We start from the raw sequence: 24471 nt of genomic DNA, 5'->3' as shown, positions 1-24471 counted from the left end.
ACAAATTGGAGGTAATAATAAAATGAACTTTGAATCAGATAGAATAAAAATAAAAGATTTACTATCAAACGGAAGAGAGTACATTATTCCTAGGTATCAAAGAGAATATTCGTGGGAGGATAGCCAATTAGAAGATTTTTATAATGATATTATTGATAATATCGGATTGGATGAGGATGAACAATATATTAATACTGATTATTTCTTTGGAACAATTATAATCATCGGGGATATGACTTCATATAAGGAACCACTAGAAATTATAGATGGACAACAAAGAATTACGACATTTACAATTGCATTATCAGTATTAGCGGATCTTTCATATAAAAAAAATAAAAATATATCAGATAATATATGGAAATACGTTATCGGATCAAATGATGATGGTGAAGAATATGCAGTTTTAAAAAATGATACTGCGAATCCATATTTTCAGCTGAAAATCCAAAATAGAATTGATGATTCTGAAGAATATAAAATTATTCAGAAAGAGATACAAGAAATTGAGTGCGCATCACTGACACCAGAAGAACGATCAATAAAAAATGCATATGATTTTTTTTATGAGAAATTTAGTAATGAAAACTTATGTAAAAAATTTCCCAAATTAGATGCAAATGATCATATAAGTAAAATACGACTTATAAGAGATCAAATTTTAGAAAATCAACTTATATATATATCTTCACGAAATCAAGAATATGTGAATACCATATTTGAAAATATAAATTCCAAAGGTCTCCAGCTATCTGCAATAGATTTAATAAAAAATGAAATTTTTTCTGTTGAGAAAGATATTGTTCCTAGAGATGATGCTAAGGCTTATTGGGAAAAATTAATTAATAATTTAAATAGAGATGGTAAGTATATCCATACAGCAACATTTTTTAGACAATTTTGGAATTCTAAATATAAACATAGTACTGAAAAAGAATTATATAATAATTTTTTAGAAAAAATAGAAGTGAAGGATTACTTTGGATTTTTAAAAAAATTAGATAATAGCTCTAAAAACTACTATGATATCATGTTTCCTAGAGAGGATTTATTCAAAGAATCACCTAAAGGAAATGGTATAAGTAAAAAAGATGCAGAATCACTGATCTTATCTATAAATAGCATAAATCAATTATTTAATGTTACACAGTCTCAAATTGTTATGTTAGTTATTTATGAAAAATATCTAGAAGATAAAATAAAATTTAAACAATTGCGAAAGTTCGCAAAATTTTTAGAAGAATTTCATTTTGTCTATAATGCAGTCTCAAAATTACCAACTAACACATTAGAATCAAAATATGGAAAGTATGCTCGAAGAATTGATCTATTAGATGATCGCGAAAGTATTAATCAATCCATAGAAGATTTTAAGAGTGAGATGAAGGATTTGTATCCTGATAGAGAGACATTCTTAGATAGATTTAAAAATTTTGAGTATGTTAAAAAAACCAGCAAGAAGACAACAAGGCGATCAAATTTAGTAAGTAAATATATAGTACGAAAATATGAAGAAATTAGTTCCGAAGGAAATCCATATGATATAATTAATTCATCGGTAGAGCATATTATCCCTGAAACAGATGAAGATTACACTAAATCAATAGGAAATTTGGTTTTACTAGAAGAAAATATTAACAATCAAGTTGCTCAACTTGATTTTAAACAAAAATTATCTAAGTATAAAGAATCAAATTATAAATCTGTAAAAAAATTTGTTGATCAATATAAAAATGATTTTACAAAAACTGATGTAGAAGAAAGAACGCTAGCTTTAGGTAATGAGTTGTATGATCATATAGTTAATAGATAAGATTTTTAGCACTATATTTATAGTATAAAAGATAGGCTTATTCGTTAAATTTGACCTAAACCATTACTGTAAGTTAGCTACCATTGATATGACAGTTTTTAGTTGAACCCCCTCAACGCCACTGTATGAATTTTAAGGTTTTCTATCATGATTTAAAGCTTGATAGAAAGCCTTTTTAATTTGCTCTTATTTGGCATTCATAGCATTCTTTTTGTAACCATTTTTATAAGAATTACGGTAAAAAAAGGATATGAAATCTCTCCCATATAGATACATGAGATGACTAACAAAAGCTGGTCTTTTTATTGTCTAAAGTAGGGAATAGAGCAAAATTATCCAACATATCCATACATTGGCCTGACTTTCTTCAAGCCTAGCATAGTTATCAATAGATTTAGAGAATTTTAAGCTTTGATCTTATAAGGTTTAAAAGAAAAAATAAAGGACTAATTTTAAATAATACTCATTTACTTAATTGTAAATATTTTTAGTTACAAAACTTTGACAAAGATATGTGTGATTTATGTGATTTATTATAATAAATTTGCGACTAAAGCACACCTAAGAGAAGTTTGAATGATCTATTTAAATTTTCATTGAATATTTAAGTGACCTACCTTATCTTTTTGATAAGTTATGAAAAGATATCTATAGTTTGCTATGATATTAATACTAAAGATTATCTAATAAGTTTATGGAGGATCTATGGTGGAAAACTTTTCTGAAATGTGGGATATCTATGAAAGTTCTTTTCCTGAAGATGAAAAAAGAAGTTTAAAGCGACAATTAGAACTATTAAAAAATCCCAACTATCAAATGAAATCTTTAAAAGATGACAATAAAGTAGTCGGTTTTATATGTTTTTGGGATATTGGTGAATATGTTTTTATCGAACACTTTGCGATAGATGATAAATACCGTGGTAGAAATTATGGCAGTAAATTTCTGAATGCTTTTATAGGTGAAGCTAATAAAAAAATCGTTTTAGAGGTAGAGATGCCTGAAGATATTCTTGCTAAACGAAGAATCAAATTCTACCAGCGTTTGGATTTTAAGCTGAATGACTATGATTACACCCAACCACCCTTAGAAGAAGGTAAAAATTCAATCCCGCTTTTATTGATGACTTATCCAGAAGCAATGGATCAAGAACAATTTAATCAGGTAAAAGAAGCTTTATACGGAGTGGTATACTCAAACTAGCTTAGCATTTTTTGAGGCACTGGATAGATTGACAAAGATAACTCATTAATAACAGCTCGAAAGGATAAGAATTCTAGACTACTAACAATCTGGAAAATCGGGATATTAAACAAATCGATAATCGAGCAAAAGTAATCGAAGTAATCGAAGTAAATGAAGATTAAAATCAGCTCTTAAGAATTAAACTTAGAACAGAAAAGCACTTTCATAAGAAATTGGAATTAAACATGCAAATTAAAAATTTTAAATGCCAATTAAAACAAATGGGGGATACTGATGTCTAAATTAACGGGAGAAACATTAAATATTGAAGAAGAAAATATTCAAAAAATCAAAGAGTTATTTCCAGAGGTTGAAACTGACGGGAAAATAGACTTTGATAAATTAAAGCAACTACTCGGTGACTATGTTGAAGACTCAGGAGAACGTTATAACTTCACATGGAATGGCAAAGGAGAAGCACTCCGGATTTCTCAAACACCATCTATGGGGACACTCAGACCACTACCAGAAGAAAGTAAAAATTGGGATAAATCAGAGAACTTATATATTGAAGGAGATAATTTAGAAGTTCTCAAGCTTTTGCAAAAATCTTATTTTAATAAAATAAAAATGATTTATATAGATCCTCCCTATAATACAGGGGGAGATTTTGTGTACAAAGATAACTTCAAAGATAACATAAAAAATTACAAAGAAATTACTGGTCAGCTAGATAGTGATGGAAAACTAGCAACGACTAATAGAGAGTATAGTGGTCGCTATCATACTGATTGGTTAAATATGATCTATCCGCGCTTAAGATTAGCTAGAAATTTATTAACAGAAGATGGAGTCATCTTTATTTCTATCGATGATAATGAAGTGCACAATTTGCTTAAAATTTCAGATGAAATATTTGGAGAAAATAATTTTATTACAGAGTTGAAATGGCGAGCAAATCCAAGAGGTCGTACAACAACAAAGTTTATCGGGAAAACATTTGAGAGTGTTTTGATGTATGCTAAAGATATACATAAATTTGAAATTCAAGATGCTATTATTAATGATGATAAAAAAATGAAACAATATAAATATGAGGATGTAAAAGGAAGATATAAAAAAGGCTATCCATTGCATAATGGGACGAAAGATTTTCATATAAATAATCGACCTAATTTATGCTATAGCATATATTATAATCCTGATAAGCAGCATGCATATGTTGTTGATGAAAAAAAATATAATAGTCAGACTCATTCTTGGGAGTTAGAAAGATACACTCATATAACTGAAGATGGATATCATCGAATTATTCCAAAATATAATGAAGAATATCAAAGACAAAGAGTTTGGAGATGGGGACAAGAAAAATTTTTAGCAGAATACAAGGACGACTTGATATTTGAACAAGAAAAAAATGGTTTCTATATTTATGGTAAAGATCGCCTTAAAGATGGAAAAATTTTTGAAAAAAATAAAGATATAATTGATGGCATCTATACAGATAATGGAACCAGAGAAATGATAGCAATGAAATTGGAAAAGACATTTGATTTTCCAAAACCTACTGAACTAATAAAGAAATTCTTATTAATGATTCCACATGATAGTGAAGAAGAAATGAATGTGCTCGATTTTTTTGCAGGATCATCTACTACTGCGCATGCAGTTATGGATTTGAATGCGGAGGATAATGGCAATCGTAAATTTATTATGGTTCAGCTACCTGAAGCGATCAATCAAAAATCTGAAGCTTTCAAAGCGGGTTATGAAAATATTGCGGAAATAGGCAAAGAAAGAATTCGCCGTGCTGGTGAAAGAATTAAAGATGGATTAATTGAAAAATATGAATCATCGAACGAAGAAGAGCGTAAAAAGATGAAACATCCAGAAGACTTAGATATTGGCTTCAAAACCTTCAAATTAGATTCATCAAACATTAAACAATGGAATCCAGGGCAATATGAGAATATTCAATTAGCGATTGAAGATTCTCTGACTCCTTATGTAGAAGGACGATCAGAACAAGACGTTGTTTACGAAATGATTTTGAAAATGGGTCTTGATCTGACTTATCCAGTGGAAGAATATGAAGTCAATGGAAAAACTATTTATTCAGTGGGGTATGGTTTCTTAATGATTTCATTAGCAGATGAAATTGATTTAAACATTGCTGAGAAAATGATTGAGATTAGAAATAAGTATCAACCGGAAGAATTTAGAGTGATTTTTAGAGATGAAGGATTTAAAAACGATATGGCTAAAACAAATATCAAAGAAACCTTACGCTCTGCCGGAATAGCAGAAGAGGCCTTCATCACCTTATAGGGAGGAGTAAGTATGTCATTAAAATTACATTTTGATTCTGAGTTAAAGTATCAATTAGATGCGATTAATTCAGTGGTTGATTTATTTAAGGGACAAACTCCTAAAGAATCAAATTTTACTGTTGCTCCTGCTTATAATCAAATGCGATTAGATGAAACAGGTATTGGGATTGCAAACCATCTTAGCTTAACATCCGCTGAGATTTTACAAAATTTACAAGAAGTTCAAGAAAAAAACGGACTCTCACAAAGTAAAGCACTAGATATTAATCCTTATATGGAGTTTGAAGTAGATATGGAAACGGGTACTGGTAAGACCTATGTTTTTATTCGTACTATAATGGAACTAAATAAAAAATATGGCTTTAAAAAATTTATAATTGTTGTTCCCAGCTTGGCAATCAAAGAAGGCATTCATCACAGTTTAAAAACAACTCAAAATCATATGCAGTCTCTTTATGAAAATGAGAATTATAATTATTTTGTTTATAATAGTGACCATTTAGATGAAATTAATCGTTTTGCTACGGCAGACCATATTTCTATCATGATTATTAATATTCAAGCCTTTAACCGTAGCTTTGGCGATTCCGATCGTTTAACAAAAGCAAATATCATTCATAGACCCAACGATAGGGGACCTGAAGGAAGACCGCCAATTGAGCTGATTCAGGAAACAAATCCTATTGTAATTATTGATGAGCCACAAAGTACATCCAATACCAAACGATCCAATGAAGCTATTGCGAGCTTAAATCCATTAGCAGCCCTTAAGTATTCAGCGACACATATTAAACCTAAAAATGTAGTGTATCGTCTAAATGCCGTGGACGCTCATGCTTTAGAACTTGTTAAACAAATAGAAGTAGTTAGTTTTGAAGAAGAAGATAACTATGAGGATGCTTATATTCGTTTAATCAAAACCGGTAATCCGAAATCTGGAATTTATGCAGATGTCGAAATTGACCAGAAAATGAAGTCTGGCATTATTAGAAGAACCATACGAATTAGACAAGGTGATGACCTTTATGAGTTATCAGGAAATCGTGAGGTTTATCAAGGATTTCAAGTGGCTGATATTGATGCGGCAAATAATATAGTCACCTTTACTCAACGGTCAGAAGTTCTCACATTAGACAATCATATCGGTGGAATAGAAGACGATTTGTATAAACGTTTACAAATTGAAGCAACTATACGAGCACATCTTGATAAGGAACTTTATCTCAATAAGCTAGGAATTAAAGTTCTGTCATTATTCTTTCTTGATCGTGTTGTCAATTATCGTGTTTATAATGAGGATGGTACGTATAATCTTGGTAAATATGCAGTGATATTTGAAGAACTCTATAAAAAAATTATCCAGGAAGATAAATATCAAGAACTTCGAGCAGGTATGGATGATTTAGATCAAGAAGTACGAAATGTCCATCATGGTTACTTCTCTCAAGATAAAGCGGGGCGCTCGGATGTAAAATTTGTCGAAACCTCATCAGGAAATGCTACCATGGATGACTATGCGTACGAATTAATTATGAAGGACAAAGAACGTTTGTTGTCTTTTGATAGTAAGTTAAAATTTATCTTTTCACACTCTGCCTTAAAAGAAGGATGGGATAATCCTAATGTTTTTCAAATTTGTACGCTAAACGATACTTATAGTGACATTAAGAAAAGACAAGAAATCGGTCGAGGCTTACGGTTAGCAGTTAATCAAGAAGGTGAAAGACAATATGGCTTCACTATTAACACTTTAACTGTCATAGCAAATGAATCTTATGAAGTCTTTGCCGATACTCTTCAGAAAGAGTACGAAGAAGATTCCGGTATCCGCTTTGGATATATTGAAGACCATCTTTTTGCAAATCTTGTAGTAGTAAAGGATGGATTTGAAGAACGATTGGGAAGCAAGGCTTCGAAAAAAATAGTTCGATACTTTAAAGAAAAAGATTATATTAGCAAAACAGGCGAAGTCCAAGAAAAATTAAAGATTGCTATTAAAAATAACAATTTAGATATACAAGAAGAATTTGAACCCTATCGAGTAGAAATTGAATCACGAACGAAACAAGCAATTGAAGGTGTTAAAATTAAACGGGCTCGTGAGAAGAAGACTGTTGAGTTAAATAAAGAAAGGTATTTAAGTCCAGAATTTAAAGAATTATGGGATAAGATAAAATATCAAACTGTTTATCAAGTTGACTTTTCAACGGAAGGTTTGATTGCAGAAGTTTTAAAAACTATAAAACATAGTTTAACACGAAAACAGAGAAGAATTTCTCAAATTGAAGCTGCGATTCGATTTGCTGAAGGCGGAATAACTGGAGCAAAAAATGAAGAAGATAGATATATTAAAATCGAGCCAGTTGCATTAAAAAATCTTCCAGACGTTGTGACTAACTTACAAAATGCGACGGACTTAACTAGAAAAACAATTATAGAAATATTAACAAAAAGTGACACTTTAGATATTTTTCAAGCCAATCCACAAATTTATATGCAAGAAATGGCTGCTATAATTAACTCAGTGAAAGAAAACTTTATTGTGGATGGTATAAAATATTCTAAAATTGGAGAAAGTAATTTTTATGCGCAAGAACTTTTTAAAGACCATGAATTATCAGGCTATTTAAACGATAATTTAATAGAGAGTAAAAAAGGTGTCTATGAATATGTTGTTTATGATAGTCAGGTGGAAGAAAAGTTTGCTCAAGATTTAGAAAACAATAAAGATGTACTTGTCTATGTTAAGTTACCAAATTGGTTTAAAATTCCGACACCTCTTGGCGGATATAACCCTGACTGGGCCATATTAATTAATGAAAAAGGTGAAGAAAAGTTTTACTTTGTTACTGAAACAAAAAGCGCTCTCGATCGATCCAAGTTAAGAACAGCAGAAGTAAAGAAAATTGATTGTGGAAAAGAGCACTTTAAAGTATTAGAAGAAGATGTGGAGTACATGGTTGCTACAAATTTAGACGATGTATTGAATCAATTGAATAGTGAATAAAGATTTTTTAAAGTCTCTTTCTAATAAGAAAGGGACTTTAATAGCTATAAGTAGGCAGAAATTAAATTTTTAGTTTTTTATTTAGTTTGTGAGTCTTTTTCTTTTATGCTTTATTCTGATTTATTCTATCAGTCAATCATAAGAATAGGATATTTATTCATATTTAATAAGCTTATAACTATTATTTTATGTTATAATTAAAAAGAATTATAGAGATGATTTATAATTAAAAAACGAAGGAGTGATTGTATGGAGTGTCCAAATTGTGGAAGTGAAATGGTAAAAGGTAATTTAATTGGGGATCGCTATGCCATTAAATGGCAGCCAGCTGATAAGAAATTAGTAGCGGGTATTTTTGCTAATGGTGGCTTTGCTTTAAAAGATAATTCTTCTTTATTTGGTCGACCAAAGACAGAAGCTTATGTATGCGAGAATTGTGAGTTATTAACGGTTGATTTAAAGACTCAACGAAAGAAATAATTAGATTTCTAAATGATTTAGGACTTGGAATTCCAAGTCTTTTTTTAAAGGACGCAATTCAACTTCTAATCATAAATCATATGAGCCTTACTGCTTAGTTTCTTCAAATAAAAAAATATATTGAATAACAAAATACTGCAGTAAAGTTAAAGAAAACGAAATAGTCTTTGAGGTTACTGAAGTCCATCAACTTAAACAAATAGTACATTAGGATAAGTTGTAATATATATAAAATAATTTTCTTACTTTTATAAAACTGTTTATTAAATTTTCTCTTTTTTAATTTTTTACCTCCTTCATAGAACAATTTGATAATTAAATAGCGATTTAAAGTATTAGCCAATATTCTTTTATTTTGATTTAAAGCACATTAAAGTATAAGATAATAATTCTATCAACCCTTTAAGCATATATCCTCATTATTAAAAGTGAAAAATCATCTGCTGAATTTTGAGATCAAATAAAAAAGCCTCGGTTCCGAATAACCGAGGCTTTTACTGACTAAAATTTAGCTATGATTGGCATCTTGTTGTCCAATCAATCCCCAAAAATTTGTAGAATAAAGGGAACATAGCCCAACAACTGCATAAATTACTTTCGCTAAGATTTTAATAGATCCACTAAATATAGTAGCTACTAGGGTCAAACTCAAACAGTCCTACTAGTAACCAGTTGATACCACCAACAATTAAAAGTGACTAATCCACATTATTTAAGTTTTTTATAAAAAAGGTGTCTTTTCTGTTCTTATTTTAACCATAGTCATCATTTTATTGAAATTAAAAATACGATTTTTATAAAAATTAAATGTGACCTTAAATAAAGCAAATAAATATTTTTAAAATATTTATTTTATAATGTAAATTAGATATATCGTCCGATTCAACTCTCATAAAAGCGTTTTATTTAACAATTCTTAAACAAGGTGATATGGTTAATTTACTAGCAATTAAAAGTGATTGCTAAAAAACATTTAGGAGGATGTTAAATGAGCGAGAAAGTTTTTGAACTTTTAAATAAAGTCGTTGCCACACAAGGTGTCTTTTATGTGCGTCTCCATCAGTTTCATTGGTTTGTAAAGGGATCTCATTTCTTTACTTTACATGAAAAATTTGAAGAGCTTTATGATCAAGTAACCGCTGATATGGATGAGGTAGCAGAACGCCTCTTAGCGATTGGTGGTCAACCTTATGCTACTGTGGCTGAATTTATAGAACATTCTGCTATTAAAGAAAATGCTGCAGATAAAGATTTGGATCAAGATGAAATGGTCGCAGCGATTGTTAAGGACATTAAGACCTTAATTAGTCTCTATGATGAAGGAATTCATTTAACAGATGAAGCAGAAGATTTCCCTTCAAATGATATGTTAATTGCTTTAAAGACTGAATCCGAAAAAACGATTTGGATGCTTAATGCTTATCTAAATAAGAGAGCTACTGAATAATAAAAAAAAAGACTGGCTACCTTAGGTAGCCAGTCTTTTCTTACTTAATCAATGGGTTCGTTCAAATTTGAAATAACATTTCTGATTTTTGAAAGTGACTCAGATGACTTATCTGAATTATAGAATTGATAAGCGACGTAAAGTGAATCAATAAGACTTAATTGGGCGATTCTCGATGCTAGGGCTTCTGTACGAAATTCAACTTCAGATGAAACAGAAATCAAAGAAACGTCTGAAATTTTAGCTAAGTTAGAACTAGGATAACTAGTTATTGAAATGATTTGAGCCTGAGTATCTTTGACAATTTTTGCTAATTCAATGATTTCTCTAGATTGTCCTGTATGTGAAATAATTATAGCACAATCATCTTTTGATAAGCGTGCTGCATCCATTAATTGAACATGATAATCTGAATTATGAAAAGCTTTCATTGAAGATCTTAGAAATTTATGATGCCCATCCGCTGCGACTATTTCTGAACCACCAATGCCAAATAGAAAGAGGTGGTGTGAATTATTAAGTATGGAAACTGCTTTTTTAAAATCTTCTTCCAGTAAAAAATCTTTAGTCATCGATAAAGTAGTACAATTTGAATCAAAAACTTTCTGTGCAATCGTTATTTCATTATCATCTTTTGATATACTTTCATGAATTGTTTCATTAATAATCTCATTAGATTTAAGAAGCAGAGCAATCTTAAAATCTTTGAAACCGTTGAATCCAAGCTTTTTTGTGAATTGAAAAATAGTAGAATCTGCGACGCCCAGTATCTTACTGAGTTCGCTAATGGTTTGATGACCAATTTCATTTGAGTTTTGAGTAATATAATCAGCAATATTTTTTTCGGTTGGACTAAAATCGTTATACATTTTCTTAATAATAACTTGAACGGATTGACTAATAATACTCCCTCCTTAATTTTAAAAAAATATTTTTAAGATAAACTTATAAACTTATTATTGATTATAAATTAACAGAAAAACATTTTTTTGTAAAACAGTTTGACAAAGAAAAATATTTTTTGTAAAATGAAAGCGATTAAACGATTTGGTTATATAGAATATTTTAAAAATTTACTACAACATGAAGGGGGAATAACTATGCCAGATTATAAAATAGCAATAGTTAATTCAAGTAGCTTTGGAAAAATTTTTCCTGATCACCTTAAAAGACTAAAAGAGATTGGAGAGGTTAAACGTTTCGATGTCGATCAAAATATAGCCGGTTCTGAGTTAGCAGAACTTTTAAAAGGATTCAACATCATTATTTCAAGTGTTACGCCATTTTTCACTAAAGAGTTTTTCGACTATAAGGATGAATTACTGTTAATTTCTAGACATGGAATAGGGTATAACAATATTGACATTGAAGCTGCAAAAAATCATGGAACAATTGTATCCATTATTCCTGCATTAGTTGAAAGAGATGCTGTTGCAGAAAATAATATTACGAATCTTTTAGCTGTTTTGCGTCGGACGACTGAGGCAAACACTAAAGTTAGAGAAGGGAGATGGACAGAAAGAGCGAGCTTGGTTGGAAGAACCTTATTTAATAAAAAGGTTGGAGTCATAGGTGTAGGTAATACTGGTAGCTGCGTAGTTGAAATATTAAGAAATGGCTTTAGATGTGAAGTGATTGCTTATGATCCTTATAAATCAAAACGACATATTAATAGTTTTGGAGCAAAAAAAGTTGAGTTTGATGAACTTTTAGAAACATCAGATATAATTTGTTTATGTGCCAATCTAACAGAAGAAAATTATCATATGATCTCAACCAATGAAATCAAGAAAATGAAAGACCAAGTTTATCTGTCAAATAGTGCACGAGGCGCTTTAGTCGATGAAGATGCTATGGTTGAAGCTTTAAAATCAGGGAAAGTTGCAGGTTATGCCACAGATGTTTTAGAAAATGAGCCAGGTTCATCTAATCATCCATACTTAGCCTTTGAAAACGTCGTCATGACTCCTCACACTGCTGCCTATACAATGGATTGTTTAGAAGATATGGGTGAAAAATGTGTTCAAGATGTTGAAAATATCGTCAAAGGAATACTACCTGTTCGTTCTGTTCAAAAACAAAGTAACTACATCAAATAATTATTAGGAGATGTTTAACTGTGTTTAATAATTTAACAGTAAAGGTCGGGCCTCAAGTATATCGTTATAATGTGAATGCTATTGATACAATTCCTGAAGTTTTAAGAGAATATTCAGCTAAAAAAATTCTGATTGTTCACGGGACCATCTCATGGGAAAAAGCAAAAAAGAAAATAAACTTTTTAAATCATAATTCTTTTAAATTTTTTTATCATCAGTATACAGGTGTATGTAGTTATGATGGAGCCACTAAAATTGCGGATAAAGTTGAACTTGAAGGAATTGATTTTATAATAGGAGTAGGTGGAGGATCTTTAGCAGATTTGGTAGGATATTCAGCGCATTTGGCTAATGTTAGTTTTGGAATTATACCGACACTGGCTAGTAATTGTGCACCTTGGACGCCTTTATCTGTTATGTATAAAGAGAACGGTGAATCTGAAGGTAAAACAGAACATTATTTAAGACAAGCTGCCTTTTTAATTACAGATCCTGAATTAGTTATTGACGCACCTGTAAAATATTTTGTTGCAGGACTTGCTGACACCATAGCTAAATGGTATGAGTGTGAATCAATTTTAGATCAAGCGCACTTAAAAGATGAACCATTCTTAAGATTGGCCGGCTATACTGCAAAATTATCAAGTGAGGTGATTATCGAACATTCAGCCCAAGCAATAAAAGATATGAAAAATAAGGAAGTGACACACAACTTTAAAGTTTTATCTGAAATAATATTCGGTGTAGCAGGACTAGTAGGCGGATTAGGAGATAAGTATGCGCGCAATGCTGCAGCGCATGCTATGCATGATGCACTTGGCAAATACATTCCCGCTAGTCAAAAATTCTTACATGGAGAAAAAGTAGCTTACGGAATATTTTATCAAATGGCTCTTGAGCAAAAATGGGGCGAAATTGATAAATTGTTGCCTTATTATAAAGAATTGGATTTACCGCTTTCATTAAAGCAAATGGAAATTTATCCAGAAGATGAAGCTACCTTAATAAAAATGGTAGATTTTATTAACTCGTTAGAAAAAGTACATTTAGTTCCAGTTCCAATTTCAAAAGATATTTTGTTCAAAGCAATCATCGATTTAGAAAATTATATTCAGAATTAGGAGGACTTATGGAAACATTAACTATACTACAGAGTTTACTCATTGCCCTATGGGTTGCAGCTGTAATGTCAAGATCATTTTTAGGAGGGGCAACGCTAACTTTACGTTTCTCACCACTAATGACAGGACTTGTTGCAGGTCTAGTGATGGGAGATGTAGCCCAAGCTATGATAGTAACTGCAGCTTTACAATTAATTTATATGGGTGTTTTTTCTCCAGGGGGAACTATGCCTGCTGAACCATCGATCGCAGCAGCTATAGCTGTACCTGTTGCCTTATTAGGCGATCTTTCACCAGAGTCAGCGATTGCAATTGCTGTACCAGTAGGACTATTGGGAAGTTACTTATATCAATTTAGATTTTTCATTAATACCTTTTTAGGTAAGTATACTGACAGAGCAGTTGAAAAATTAGATGAAGGCGCTATGTCAAGATCAATCATTCTATTTCCAACTTTAGCATCATTTATCTTATTCGTTCCATTAGTATTTATTGCTCTTTACTTTGGAGCTCCTGTAATTGCAGATGTTATCAATATGCTAGAAGGCACAATTTTCATTCATATATTAGAGGTAGTAGGTGGAGGATTGGCTGCAATCGGTATTGCAACGACAGTCTATGTTATTGGACGTCGTGATTACTTACCATTCTTTTTCTTAGCTTATTTTATGAGTGTGGTATTAAAACCTTTAGAAATCACAATGGTAACTTACGCAATCTTTGGCATAATCATCGCGCTGATTTTTATTATGGCAAAAGGCAATAACAAAGCAGCTGCTGTAAGTGATAATTATAGTGATGATGACTATGATGATGGATTCTAATATATAAGGAGGTAATATAATGTCAGAAATTAAAAACAACCAAAATATGGCTCCAGAGGAAATAACTAAAAAAGATGTTACTAAATCCTATTTAAGATGGCATTTTGCAAATGAAATTCCACATTCATTTGACCGGTATTTAGCACCATCCTTATTATTTGCTATGATGCCAATTCTAAAGAAATTATACAAAGATGATGAATCATTAAAAGCTGCCTACAAGCGACAACTATTATTCTTTAACACCCAACTTAGCTGGGGTGGTGGAGTAATCACCGGTTTGATGGCTTCAATGGAGCAACAACGTGCTCAAGAAGAATATAAAAAAGATGAAATCGTCATGGAAGATGATTTAATGTATAACACTAAAGCTGGTTTGATGGGAGCTTTAGCTGGAATTGGAGATGCTATTGATTCGGGTACGATTCAATATATTCTAATTGCAATTGCCATTCCATGGGCACAACAAGGAAGTGCTATGGGGGCTATTTTCCCATTCATTACATTTGCGCTTTATCAAGTCTTTATTGGACTGCTTTTCGCTCATCAGGCATTTGAAATGGGAAGAAGTGCTTCCAGCATTATGGAAGGAGAAGGCGTTCAATCAGCTATTGAAATGCTTTCGGTATTAGGATTATTTATGATGGGTATTTTAGCGGGACAATATATTAAAGTCACTTCATCTTTAGCCTTTAATCTTTCGGGTAGAGAATTTGTAATTCAAGATCTTCTCGATCAGATATTACCAGGTATTTTACCATTAACTGTCGTAATGGGAATCTATTGGTTCTATACAAAGAAAGGTTTAAAAGTTACTCAAGCATTGCTTTATTTAACTGGTATCTTAATAGTGTTAGCTGCATTAGGCATTTTATAATTAATTTTTAGGAAGGAGATTGAAATGGGAAAAGTTATTTTAGGTCGAGTTGATGAAAGACTCATTCACGGACAAGTTATGATTACTCTATCTCAAAAAGAGGGGATCAATTCAATTTTTGTCGTGGATGAAGGGGTTGCAAATGATAAATTTATGCGTGACTTATATCGTAGTGCGGGAAGTCGTACTGGACAAAAAACAATTGTTATAACTCCAGATAAAGCCTTACATTATTGGGAAGAATTTAATTTTAAAGATTATAACTGTATTTTACTTACAAAATCAGTTGGAGTAATGCATGAACTTATTACACGAGGAATTGAAGTAAAAGAACTCAATATTGGTGGAGTTGCACAGAAAAATCCTGAAAAAGATTTAAAAGTGACTAAATCGGTCTATCTCAATAAAGAAGATGCTATTAAACTAAAAGAATTGAATGAAGAATATGGAGTCGAAAATATTTATTTCCAAGCAACTCCATCTGCTCCGAAAACAGATCTACCAGCTGTTTTAAAGAATTTTGAACTATAATTCAATAGAGATAATAGGCATAGAATAGGCGGAGGGGCAAATGCTAAACGAGAAGAATTTTAAAGATTGGTTATTTCGTTATCAATATGTATATAAAATCCGCAATAATAATAAAAGTAAAGAGCGTTTTATTAAGGCGTTAGTCACTGATCTTTTCAAGTGGCGAAATGATATACAGGTTATCGAATATGGTGAAAATAAAAAAAACAAATTGAAAAATATATATGTGGGGAATATTGAAAAGGCCGATCGAATAATATGTGCTCATTACGATACCCCTATAAAAAACTTAGGTTCTTACATATTTTTTGATAAAACAAAGGCCAAAACTCAGACAACTCTGTTTATTTTTATAAGTTCACTTCTTATGGTTTTAGTGGGATTGTTGCTGACACTTGGCTATAAAGAATTAGCCTTAACCAATTTTTCTTTATTTTCGTTACCCACTCTTATTATCGGTCTGTTTTATGCTTTTTATTTTTATTTTCTGAATAAAATTGCAAATGGAATAGCTGAAAGACAAAACTTGATAAGAAACACCTCATCAATTCTCGCTTTATTAGCATTATCAAAAGAAATAGATGATCAAAAAACAGCTTTTATTTTCTTTGATAGAGGTATTTATGGGAATCTTGGTCTAAAAATGTTAGATAAAGAAAAAATAAAGGATGCTTCTATTTATATCCTAGATAGTGTAGGGACAGACGCTCCCTTATATTTAGTCGGTAATAGATTTACCAAAAATCAAGCGAATAAAGCAGGTATTTTGACCTTTTTTCAGAATAGTTTTAAATATAATTATTTAATTTCTGCAAGAACTTCTGAAGAAAACTCTATCGAAAAGTTTTATCTTAGTCGAAAAGATTTAAAACAAAAAGAACTAAATATTACTAATATTGAAAAAATAGTTCATCTTTTTACAAATAATATTTTATAAGAATTATATGAAAGGGAGGAAGATGATAAATGCTAGGAATTGTAATTGCCACACATGGATCATTTAGTGAAGGTTTAAAAGATGCCGCTGAAGTGATTATGGGGCAAGTTAATAATTTAAAAACAGTAAAACTTGAAGCTGGAGCAGATGTACAAAATCTAGGCACATCAATAAAAGAAGCTATACAAAGTGTTAATGAAAATGAAGGTGTGGTTGTTCTTGTAGATTTAGTCAGTGCGAGTCCTTACAACCAGTCTTTGATGGCTATTAGTCAACTTGATCAAGAGCTACAAGAATCTGTTTATGTTATTGGTGGAGTAAACTTACCGATGTTATTAGAAACTATTAATCATCAATTATTAGCAACACCAATTAATGAAATAGCTCAGTCCATTATAAATCAGGGAAAACAGTCTATGGGAGTATGGCATGTTTCTGACATGTCAGATGATGACGACGACGATGACGATTTTTAAGAGGGGAGTTTTGTAAATTGCAATGGGGATTTAGATGGTATGGCGAAGAGGACACAATACCCTTATCACATATAAAGCAAATACCTGGAATGCATGGAGTGGTAGGAACATTATTAGATAAACTACCAGGTGATGTATGGGAACAAAATGAAATAATGGCTTTAAAAGAATCAGTGGAAAAAAAGGATTTAAAACTATTAGGTATTGAAAGTGTCTCAGTACATGATTCAATTAAAGCTGGCACATCAGAGCGTGATAAATATATTGAAAACTATATTGAAACAATTAAGAACTTATCAGCATGTGGTGTTCATATGATTTGCTATAGCTTTAAGCCAATTTTTGGATGGTTTAAAACAAATTTAAATTATGAAAATTCTGATGGCAGTAAAGCGCTTCTATTTGATGAAAAAGTCATCGATAATATGGAACCAAAGGATATGTATCAATTAATTCATAGCCAGTCTAAAGGTTTCCGTCTTTCAGGATGGGAAGAAGAACGATTGGAAAAATTTAAGAAGTTAGAAGAAATGTATGAAGGCCAAACTCGCGAAGATTTATTCAATAATTTAACCTATTTCTTAGAAAAAATTATTCCAGTAGCTGAGGAATATAAAGTGAAAATGGCGATTCACCCAGACGATCCTCCTTTTGAAATTTTTGACTATCCAAGAATTACCAAAAACTTAGAAGACATTAAGAAAATATTAAATATTGTAGATTCTCCATACAACGGTATAACACTATGTACTGGTTCGCTAGGTGGAGATCCAGAAAATGATATTGTTGAGATTGTTAAAGAAGTTGGTGAAAAAATTAACTTCGTCCATTTTCGTAATGTTGAGTATCTTGGAGAACATAAGTTTAAAGAATCCGCTCATTTATCAAGTGAAGGATCTTTAGATATGTATGCTATCATGAAAGCTTTAGTCGAAGTAGGATATGATGGACCAGTACGTCCAGATCATGGAAGAATGGTTTGGGGCGAAGAAGCGATTCCGGGATACGGCTTATATGATCGAGCTATGGGATTAACATATATGCAAGGTCTTTACGAAGCTGTTTCAAAAGAAATGCAACGTAAATAAACGATGAAAAGGTGAGAGCTTTATATGGAAGCAAATATGAATCATGCTATTTACGAAGTAATAAAAGATGTCAAATTACTACCGTTATATACAGCAAATGATTTGGATTACTTAGAGCTATTAGAAGAAATACTATTAAAAAATAAAGTGCCACTGATTGAAGTAACTTATCGAAGTGATTTAGCTGGAGAAGCTATTAGAAAATTATCACTTTCAGGTAAATTAATTGTTGGGGCTGGAACGGTTCGTTCACTTGAACAGGCTAAAGAAGCTGTAAAAAATGGGGCGCAATTTATCGTCTCTCCAGCAGTGATACCTTCGGTTATCGAGTATGGAATTAAAGAAAACATACCAGTATTTCCAGGGGTTTCAACGGCAGGTGATATTCAAAGAGCCACAGAATATGGTATTAAAGTAGTTAAGTTTTTCCCAGCAAATATTGCCGGAGGCCTGAAAGCTATTAAATCTCTAAGCGGCCCATATTTTGATGTTCAATTTTTACCGACCGGTGGAATTAACATGGAAAACTATCTAGATTATATAAAAAATGACCATATCATAGCAGTGGGTGGATCCTTTATTATTTCTGAGTCTATAATAAAAGAAAATACGGGTAAAATTGCTAACGAAACTCTAGAAAAAATAGTCAGCCAATTAAGTTCTATTGAGTCATGATAAATAGTTAGAGTTATAAAAAGGTAGGGTGTAGACAATAATGTCTTCAATCTACCTTTTTACTTGTAATAATTGGTGTGAGGTATTAGCTGAGAATAAAAAATATAAAGAAAGACTGGTAGAGTTGAAGAATTTAAAATTAATGATTTTAGATATGGATGGATTGATGTTTGAAACAGGTCAACTATCTTATCGAGGATATTTGGCAGCAGCAAAAGAACACGATTTTGAAGTAACGCCTAACGTCTATTATTATTTAACAGGGCGTAATGATGATGATATTAGAAAAGAAATGAAGGAATTATACGGAAAAGAACTGCCAACTAATGATTGGCGAGATACTGTTAATAAATCTAAAAAAGAAATTCTAGCTAGTCAAAAAAGAGTTTATAAGAAAAAGGGTTTGGAGGAACTTTTAAACTATGCGCAAGCATCCGATATTCATGTAACGATTGCTTCGTCTAGTCATCGTAAAACAATTGAATATTATTTGGAAATAGAACATTTATCACATTTAATTAACACTATTGTTTCCGGTGATGAAGTTACTAGAAGTAAACCCGATTCAGAAATATTTTTAAAAGCTTGTGAAAAATCTGGATTTAATCCTAATCAAGCGATTGTCTTTGAAGATTCAAGTGTAGGAATTGAGGCGGCCAAAAAAGCGGGCATAAAAACTGTACTAATTGAAGATGACATAACTTTTTTGCCTAATTATGATGGTAAATATAAATTGAAAAAGGACTTAACATTTATTAGAGAACAAATGCCTCGGGTAGATTATAAATTCAAGAATCTTTTAGAAGTAAAGCTTTTACTTAGTCAGATAAAATAAAAAGAAGTTCTCGAAAGAGAACTTCTTTTTATTTTTAATATATAATTATTTTTTAACGATGAAACGTTCGTTGATTGGTTGAACTTCTTTAGCTCCAGCAGGAGTACCAATCTCACCGAAAGGCATTTGAGCAACTAATTCCCAATCTTTAGAAATGCCGTATGTTGAGTAAACTTTTTCATCAATTACACCATTGTAGTGTTGTAATGAAGCGCCTAAGTTTTTCTCAGCAAAAGCAGTCCATACATTAAATTGGTGCATAGCATTTGCATGTTGAGCCCAAGTAGGGAATCCATCAGCAAAGATAGGGAATTGCTCTTGAAGCCCTTTAACAACATTCTTGTCTTCGAAGAAAAGAACAGTTCCGTATGCATTCTTGAACATATCCATTTTTTGTTGAGTATCTGTGAAATCTGCGTCTCCCATAATTTCTTTTAAGGATTCAGTTGTTAAATCCCAAAGTTGTTTATGATTATCGTTTAATAATAAAACGATACGTGTACTTTGAGAGTTGAATGCAGAAGGTGTATGTTTAATTACCTTTGCGATGATGTCTTCGATTTCTTGATCACTGATTGGTGATGCAGGTTTTAAATCGTAGATTGAACGTCTTTTCTCAATCATGTCTAAAAAGTTTTGTTTTGGTTGTTTGCTAAATAATCCCATTTAATTCACTCCTAAGTTTAATTTTAATCATTTGATTAATTCTATTAGATACACATAATAACTTTGTTTTCGTATATCTCTATTTTTAAGTATACATGATTCTTAAAAAAAAGCAAGCTTAAGTTTCGATTTTTTTGTAAATTTTCATTTTTTCAGAATATTATAATCGATTTGAATTACTATATAAGTGGATGAACATTCTGATAAATATTTGAAGAGTAAAAAATGAAAGCGTATACTAGTGGTATAAACAGTTTACTAACTCATTCAAAAAATTGTAGATGAAAGAGAGTAAAAATATAAAATTGTATTAACAAGTGATACGTTTTATAGAGTCATAAAAATTATAGGGGGGCATAAGATGAATGAGAAATTAGGACATGGAAGTGCAACAGATTTTTTAAAGTATGTTGAAGAAGTTAAGACAGATTCGGTTAATCAAGTGAAAGAATATGACGTCATAGTTGTTGGAGCTGGGACTGTTGGTATTCCGTGTGCAATTAAATTACATGAAGAAGGCAAAAAAGTTTGTATCGTTCAAAAAGAGAATACTCCTTCTTGTTGTGGGAATTTTTCAGCGGGTATTAGGCTGAATAATACTAAGAAAAGTGAATTGGCTAAAGTAACTCATGCATTGATTGAGGAAAATGACTATAAACCAAAAGCAGAAGTAATTAATATCTGGCGAGATTATTCCGAAGAAGCTTTAGAATGGATTTTACAAAAATCAAAAGAAGCTGGTGTTCAGGTTGAAGATTTAGGAACGAATCCTCATAAGGCTTTCTTAGAGGCAAATGATTTGGATATTGAATTTATTACACCTTTTTTTGGTCCCAAACCTTATGATATAAAAGCAGGGCTAACCGCTATTTTAAAAAAAGCAGAAGAAAAAGGTTTAGAAGTATTTTATAATACCCCTGCTGTAAGACTTATAACAGACCATGATAAAGTGGTTGGCGTTACTTGCAAGACATTAAAAGAAGGTCGTAAGAAATGGACAAATTTCATGGGACAAGTCGTATTAACCACAGGCGATTATCAAAACGATGATCAAATGGTCAAACATTACTTACCTCAAATGGAAGGTTTTGAACGCAAGAAAAAAAACCGGACAGGAGATGGTCATAAAATGATCATGGATGTGGGTGGATGTATGGAAGCCATTGGACATACCAAGATGGTACATGATATGGATTCTGGGCCTTTTTCTGTTATGAATTTGCCATACTTAAGAGTGAAGTTAAGTGGCGAGCGTTTTGCGAATGAGGAAGTACATATGGAATATATGAACAACTATTTATTAAAAGAAAAAGGGGAATATTGTGAAATATTTGATAGCAGGTTTGAAGAAACTTCTGAAAAGCTAGGACAAAAAGTATCGACTGAGGAACTCGAAAACTTTATGCCAGAAGTAGAAGGAAACAAAAAGGGCGTTAAAGAAGATTTAATTGCCACCTATCGAGCGGATAGTTTAGAAGAACTTGCAGAAAAATTAGGTATTCAGAATGTCGAGACCTTCAAAGAAACCGTTCATACCTATAATAAATGGGTCGAACATGAAGCAGATGATGCTTTTGGTGTATCTAAGGAAAAACTTACTCCTATAAAAAAGCCACCTTTTTATGGTGTACACCGTCATGTTAAATTAACAATGGCTTGTTCTGGGGTGAATGTAGATGGTAAAAGTCGCGTTCTGGATAAGGAAGACAAGCCTATCGAAAGTTTATATGCAGCGGGAAATCTTGCAGGGAACTTTTATGGCGCTCATGATTATCCTTTATCGATTGTTGGACTCAATTTAGGCCGTAATTTAACAAATGGCTATCAAATTGCACTCGAAATTCTAAATAAATAATTAAGATAAAATGAATTCTTGATTATTTTAAATTGTCAAAAATATAAATGATGATGTAATAAAGTGAGCCTATTTAGAAGGTAAAAAGTAGGGAAGTGGGAAGGTAGTTTGGTGATGATACGGTCCTTTTTATTCTTGTTTCTTCTGTTTATATTAATGCTTATCTCTATTTATTTTTGGAGAAAAGAAAAAGATCCCTACAAACGTAGGATTAATCAACGCATTAGTTTTATTTTGATAGTAATGAATATTTTGTTTTTTCTACCATTTATTTCATCCCTTTTTCAATATCTGTTTAGTTAATTGTTCAAATTAAAAGCCAGATCTTTAACTAAAATAAAGATCTGGTCTTTTTTCATAAGATTAATTTTTTTAATTAGCTAAGAATTTTGACAACATTTGTTAAACAGTTTTAGAGCCAAAAAGGTAGTTCTAAAGTCGAGAAACAGATATGATAACTATCTTGTTGGAAGACCTCTCCATCTTTTTGAGCGTATTGATTTGATTCAATTTCTAAATATATTTCTTCAGATTGATAGCTATGAATTTTAGGGTGTGATAAGTGAGACTGGTTAATTAACAACTTAGCTAAGATGGAAAAAAGATTTTTGAAAGAGACATCATTAGCGATTACAACTTCCAAGAGTTTATCTTTATTACTTGAATGAGGCGCAATTTTAATCCCACCACCAAAATAAGGATTGTTTGCTATCACTGCTAACTGGACCTTTTTGAATTCATAGGACTGATTGTCGACTTTAATACGAAGGGAGAATTTTTCTTGATTAACAAACCCCTTAAAAATTCCTAGTAGATAGGATCGACTCCCCATTTTTTCTTTTTCTTTTTTAGATTCTACAAAATGGGTGATCAAACCATCTATACCAAAACCAATACTATTAATTGCTAAATGCTTTTGCTGATTATCATTGGCTGTAATAATGGATAGGTTTTGTTGGTTTTTAATGGATAATAAGTAATCGATCGCTTTTTTTGTGTCTGTTGGAATGTGATGGGTGCGGGCAAAGTCATTTCCTGATCCAGCAGGAATGTAACCTATCGCATTCTTAAAATCATTACGAATATAGGAAGTGATAAATTGATTGAGACTACCATCACCACCAACTACAATCAGTAGGTCTTGCGGCTGGATATCTTTTTTCAGCTGAAAGAGTAATTGATCCAGTTGGGAAATATTTTCAGAGATTAATAAGTCGTAATTAATAGCATAAGAGGGGAGTAAATCTTCTAATTTTTTTAAAACTTTTCCAATATTGCGTGATTGTTTGTTTATTATGAAATAGTGTTTAACGATGATAGTTTTCTCCTCTCCTTTTTTATAGGTTTGAGTATAGCATTTATGAACTAGCTTGGGAATAATAGTTAGACTTAAAGTAAGAAAATGTAAATAAAAAACATTAAAACCGACTTAAGGACATTCTTTTATGCTTTATCGTGGTATAATATAAGAAAAAGGAGGCTGTTCAAATGATTCACTACACGTCCACAGATTTAGGTACCAATGTTTCTCAAAATGAGGTTATCGAACAAATCAAACAAACCACTAAGCCGATTCGTTTCACTCACTGGGAAGGAATGGGAACTCCTGTTCATAATCAAGAAATTTCAAAAGAAGAAGCCATTGAAATCATTCAGAATGAACATACAACACTGGTTACGGAAAATGATAAAATCATTAATGTTCAGACCTTTGAAGCTTATTTAAGAGCTTAATTGTTTAGTATAATTTTATAAATGAAAAAAAGAAGTCGAAAATTTTCGGCTTCTTTTTATGGATTGATCACTTCATCAAGTGAGTAGGTAGAAAGGTTTATTAGGGTGTGAAAATTTTAAGAATTCTATCGTTAGCTTTTATTTATGTTCTCCCTTCAAATAACCTGCCAATAAGATGATAGGTGAAAAAATATAAATGATAGGCAATAAGATATTGGATGGAGGGCTTAGCCAACTCGCCAATTTACTATTAATACTTTGGCTGATTTTTTCTTCTGATAATGAAAAGGTAATGGCAGCTATCACAAAGTAAAGCGTCAGAATTAAATAGGGTAGCTGTAGAAAATCAAGTTGAAAGTATTGGTCCATTAATAGGTAATAAGCTAGAAAGAAAAAGAGACTGATGAACATTCTCAATAAATTGAACATAATAGTCCTCCTTAATAGAGATTTATAAGTCTAATATAACAAAAAGACTCAGAAACTCAATG

General features: G+C 31.5%; 22 protein-coding genes and 1 pseudogene. 18 read left to right on the top strand and 5 right to left on the bottom strand.

Translation table 11 applies throughout. From position 1 onward, the window contains the following. The first annotated feature begins 22 nt into the window (after positions 1-22). The 5 genes from NW240_RS03615 to NW240_RS03595 all read left to right on the top strand — a co-directional run bounded on the left by NW240_RS03615 (position 23) and on the right by NW240_RS03595 (position 8815). Positions 23-1813, top strand: coding sequence for a DUF262 domain-containing protein (locus NW240_RS03615; RefSeq protein WP_258436094.1), 1791 nt, complete (start codon positions 23-25; stop codon positions 1811-1813). Positions 1814-2518: 705 nt separating this feature from the next. Continuing rightward, complete coding sequence (locus NW240_RS03610) at positions 2519-3016, top strand: GNAT family N-acetyltransferase (RefSeq protein WP_258436092.1); 498 nt, start codon at positions 2519-2521, stop codon at positions 3014-3016. Positions 3017-3292: 276 nt separating this feature from the next. Further along, positions 3293-5326, top strand: coding sequence for a site-specific DNA-methyltransferase (locus NW240_RS03605; RefSeq protein WP_258436091.1), 2034 nt, complete (start codon positions 3293-3295; stop codon positions 5324-5326). 12 nt (positions 5327-5338) lie between these two features. Continuing rightward, complete coding sequence (locus tag NW240_RS03600; RefSeq protein ID WP_258436090.1) at positions 5339-8335, top strand: DEAD/DEAH box helicase family protein; 2997 nt, start codon at positions 5339-5341, stop codon at positions 8333-8335. A gap of 249 nt (positions 8336-8584) precedes the next feature. Next, positions 8585-8815, top strand: a complete 231-nt coding sequence (locus NW240_RS03595; protein WP_258436088.1) for a PF20097 family protein — start codon at positions 8585-8587, stop codon at positions 8813-8815. 508 nt (positions 8816-9323) lie between these two features. Here NW240_RS03595 and NW240_RS03590 read toward each other — a convergent pair. Further along, positions 9324-9504 (bottom strand): annotated as a pseudogene (locus tag NW240_RS03590) (DUF378 domain-containing protein). A 299-nt stretch (positions 9505-9803) separates the two neighbouring features. Here NW240_RS03590 and NW240_RS03585 point away from each other — a divergent pair. Continuing rightward, positions 9804-10262, top strand: a complete 459-nt coding sequence (locus tag NW240_RS03585) for a Dps family protein (RefSeq protein ID WP_258436087.1) — start codon at positions 9804-9806, stop codon at positions 10260-10262. A 44-nt stretch (positions 10263-10306) separates the two neighbouring features. Here NW240_RS03585 and NW240_RS03580 read toward each other — a convergent pair whose 3' ends face one another. Further along, entirely contained in the window at positions 10307-11164 is an 858-nt protein-coding gene (locus NW240_RS03580; RefSeq protein WP_258436270.1) for a MurR/RpiR family transcriptional regulator, read from the bottom strand. A 198-nt stretch (positions 11165-11362) separates the two neighbouring features. On the opposite strand from NW240_RS03580, the gene NW240_RS03575 reads away from it, so the two are divergent. Genes NW240_RS03575 through NW240_RS03530 form a run of 10 tightly spaced genes read left to right on the top strand, consistent with a single transcriptional unit; the run spans position 11363 to position 19725 of the window. Further along, the gene (locus NW240_RS03575; protein WP_258436086.1) at positions 11363-12361 is read left to right on the top strand and encodes a D-isomer specific 2-hydroxyacid dehydrogenase family protein; all 999 of its coding nucleotides are present in this window, start codon (positions 11363-11365) and stop codon (positions 12359-12361) included. A 20-nt stretch (positions 12362-12381) separates the two neighbouring features. After that, the gene (locus NW240_RS03570; protein WP_258436085.1) at positions 12382-13482 is read left to right on the top strand and encodes an iron-containing alcohol dehydrogenase family protein; all 1101 of its coding nucleotides are present in this window, start codon (positions 12382-12384) and stop codon (positions 13480-13482) included. Positions 13483-13490: 8 nt separating this feature from the next. After that, positions 13491-14306, top strand: coding sequence for a PTS sugar transporter subunit IIC (locus NW240_RS03565; RefSeq protein ID WP_258436084.1), 816 nt, complete (start codon positions 13491-13493; stop codon positions 14304-14306). 19 nt (positions 14307-14325) lie between these two features. Further along, positions 14326-15183 (top strand): PTS system mannose/fructose/sorbose family transporter subunit IID, encoded by an 858-nt coding sequence (locus tag NW240_RS03560; protein WP_258436083.1) that lies wholly within the window; start codon positions 14326-14328, stop codon positions 15181-15183. A 24-nt stretch (positions 15184-15207) separates the two neighbouring features. Next, positions 15208-15714: a PTS sugar transporter subunit IIB gene (locus NW240_RS03555; protein ID WP_258436082.1), complete on the top strand. Its 507-nt coding sequence runs from the start codon at positions 15208-15210 to the stop codon at positions 15712-15714. Positions 15715-15754: 40 nt separating this feature from the next. Continuing rightward, positions 15755-16651: a hypothetical protein gene (locus NW240_RS03550; RefSeq protein ID WP_258436081.1), complete on the top strand. Its 897-nt coding sequence runs from the start codon at positions 15755-15757 to the stop codon at positions 16649-16651. A 29-nt stretch (positions 16652-16680) separates the two neighbouring features. After that, positions 16681-17127, top strand: a complete 447-nt coding sequence (locus NW240_RS03545) for a PTS sugar transporter subunit IIA (RefSeq protein ID WP_258436080.1) — start codon at positions 16681-16683, stop codon at positions 17125-17127. Between the two features lie 17 nt (positions 17128-17144). Next, complete coding sequence (gene uxuA, locus NW240_RS03540; protein ID WP_258436079.1) at positions 17145-18215, top strand: mannonate dehydratase; 1071 nt, start codon at positions 17145-17147, stop codon at positions 18213-18215. Positions 18216-18239: 24 nt separating this feature from the next. Then, on the top strand, positions 18240-18890 hold the full coding sequence (gene eda / locus NW240_RS03535; RefSeq protein WP_258436078.1) for a bifunctional 4-hydroxy-2-oxoglutarate aldolase/2-dehydro-3-deoxy-phosphogluconate aldolase: 651 nt from the start codon (positions 18240-18242) through the stop codon (positions 18888-18890). 40 nt (positions 18891-18930) lie between these two features. Beyond that, on the top strand, positions 18931-19725 hold the full coding sequence (locus tag NW240_RS03530; protein ID WP_258436077.1) for an HAD family phosphatase: 795 nt from the start codon (positions 18931-18933) through the stop codon (positions 19723-19725). Between the two features lie 45 nt (positions 19726-19770). Here NW240_RS03530 and NW240_RS03525 read toward each other — a convergent pair whose 3' ends face one another. Then, positions 19771-20391 (bottom strand): nitroreductase family protein, encoded by a 621-nt coding sequence (locus NW240_RS03525; protein ID WP_258436076.1) that lies wholly within the window; start codon positions 20389-20391, stop codon positions 19771-19773. 361 nt (positions 20392-20752) lie between these two features. Here NW240_RS03525 and NW240_RS03520 point away from each other — a divergent pair, with 361 nt between their 5' ends. Further along, entirely contained in the window at positions 20753-22246 is a 1494-nt protein-coding gene (locus NW240_RS03520) for an FAD-dependent oxidoreductase (RefSeq protein WP_258436075.1), read from the top strand. Between the two features lie 412 nt (positions 22247-22658). Here the strand turns inward: NW240_RS03520 and NW240_RS03515 are convergent, their stop codons facing one another. Further along, positions 22659-23540 carry a diacylglycerol kinase family protein gene (locus NW240_RS03515; RefSeq protein ID WP_258436269.1) on the bottom strand — a complete coding sequence of 294 codons (882 nt, stop codon included), beginning with the start codon at positions 23538-23540 and terminating at the stop codon, positions 22659-22661. A 194-nt stretch (positions 23541-23734) separates the two neighbouring features. On the opposite strand from NW240_RS03515, the gene NW240_RS03510 reads away from it, so the two are divergent. Further along, positions 23735-23980: a hypothetical protein gene (locus tag NW240_RS03510; RefSeq protein ID WP_258436074.1), complete on the top strand. Its 246-nt coding sequence runs from the start codon at positions 23735-23737 to the stop codon at positions 23978-23980. Between the two features lie 138 nt (positions 23981-24118). Here NW240_RS03510 and NW240_RS03505 read toward each other — a convergent pair whose 3' ends face one another. After that, positions 24119-24409 carry a hypothetical protein gene (locus tag NW240_RS03505; RefSeq protein ID WP_258436073.1) on the bottom strand — a complete coding sequence of 97 codons (291 nt, stop codon included), beginning with the start codon at positions 24407-24409 and terminating at the stop codon, positions 24119-24121. Between the last annotated feature and the right edge of the window lie 62 nt (positions 24410-24471).

It is taken from the genome of Facklamia sp. 7083-14-GEN3 (assembly GCF_024742075.1).
Taxonomy (GTDB): domain Bacteria; phylum Bacillota; class Bacilli; order Lactobacillales; family Aerococcaceae; genus Facklamia.
The sequence above is the reverse complement of the archived record's forward strand: the minus strand, read 5'-3'. Positions and strand labels throughout refer to the sequence as shown.

Bases quoted from the DNA above. Each gene is read 5' to 3' on its own strand.
- NW240_RS03615 (WP_258436094.1), top strand. From the start codon at position 23: ATGAACTTTGAATCAGATAGAATAAAAATAAAAGATTTACTATCAAAC.
- NW240_RS03610 (WP_258436092.1), top strand. From the start codon at position 2,519: ATGGTGGAAAACTTTTCTGAAATGTGGGATATCTATGAAAGTTCTTTT.
- NW240_RS03605 (WP_258436091.1), top strand. From the start codon at position 3,293: ATGTCTAAATTAACGGGAGAAACATTAAATATTGAAGAAGAAAATATT.
- NW240_RS03600 (WP_258436090.1), top strand. From the start codon at position 5,339: ATGTCATTAAAATTACATTTTGATTCTGAGTTAAAGTATCAATTAGAT.
- NW240_RS03595 (WP_258436088.1), top strand. From the start codon at position 8,585: ATGGAGTGTCCAAATTGTGGAAGTGAAATGGTAAAAGGTAATTTAATT.
- NW240_RS03585 (WP_258436087.1), top strand. From the start codon at position 9,804: ATGAGCGAGAAAGTTTTTGAACTTTTAAATAAAGTCGTTGCCACACAA.
- NW240_RS03575 (WP_258436086.1), top strand. From the start codon at position 11,363: ATGCCAGATTATAAAATAGCAATAGTTAATTCAAGTAGCTTTGGAAAA.
- NW240_RS03565 (WP_258436084.1), top strand. From the start codon at position 13,491: ATGGAAACATTAACTATACTACAGAGTTTACTCATTGCCCTATGGGTT.
- NW240_RS03560 (WP_258436083.1), top strand. From the start codon at position 14,326: ATGTCAGAAATTAAAAACAACCAAAATATGGCTCCAGAGGAAATAACT.
- NW240_RS03555 (WP_258436082.1), top strand. From the start codon at position 15,208: ATGGGAAAAGTTATTTTAGGTCGAGTTGATGAAAGACTCATTCACGGA.
- NW240_RS03550 (WP_258436081.1), top strand. From the start codon at position 15,755: ATGCTAAACGAGAAGAATTTTAAAGATTGGTTATTTCGTTATCAATAT.
- NW240_RS03545 (WP_258436080.1), top strand. From the start codon at position 16,681: ATGCTAGGAATTGTAATTGCCACACATGGATCATTTAGTGAAGGTTTA.
- eda (WP_258436078.1), top strand. From the start codon at position 18,240: ATGGAAGCAAATATGAATCATGCTATTTACGAAGTAATAAAAGATGTC.
- NW240_RS03530 (WP_258436077.1), top strand. From the start codon at position 18,931: ATGTCTTCAATCTACCTTTTTACTTGTAATAATTGGTGTGAGGTATTA.
- NW240_RS03525 (WP_258436076.1), bottom strand. From the start codon at position 20,391: ATGGGATTATTTAGCAAACAACCAAAACAAAACTTTTTAGACATGATT.
- NW240_RS03520 (WP_258436075.1), top strand. From the start codon at position 20,753: ATGAATGAGAAATTAGGACATGGAAGTGCAACAGATTTTTTAAAGTAT.
- NW240_RS03510 (WP_258436074.1), top strand. From the start codon at position 23,735: ATGATTCACTACACGTCCACAGATTTAGGTACCAATGTTTCTCAAAAT.
- NW240_RS03505 (WP_258436073.1), bottom strand. From the start codon at position 24,409: ATGTTCAATTTATTGAGAATGTTCATCAGTCTCTTTTTCTTTCTAGCT.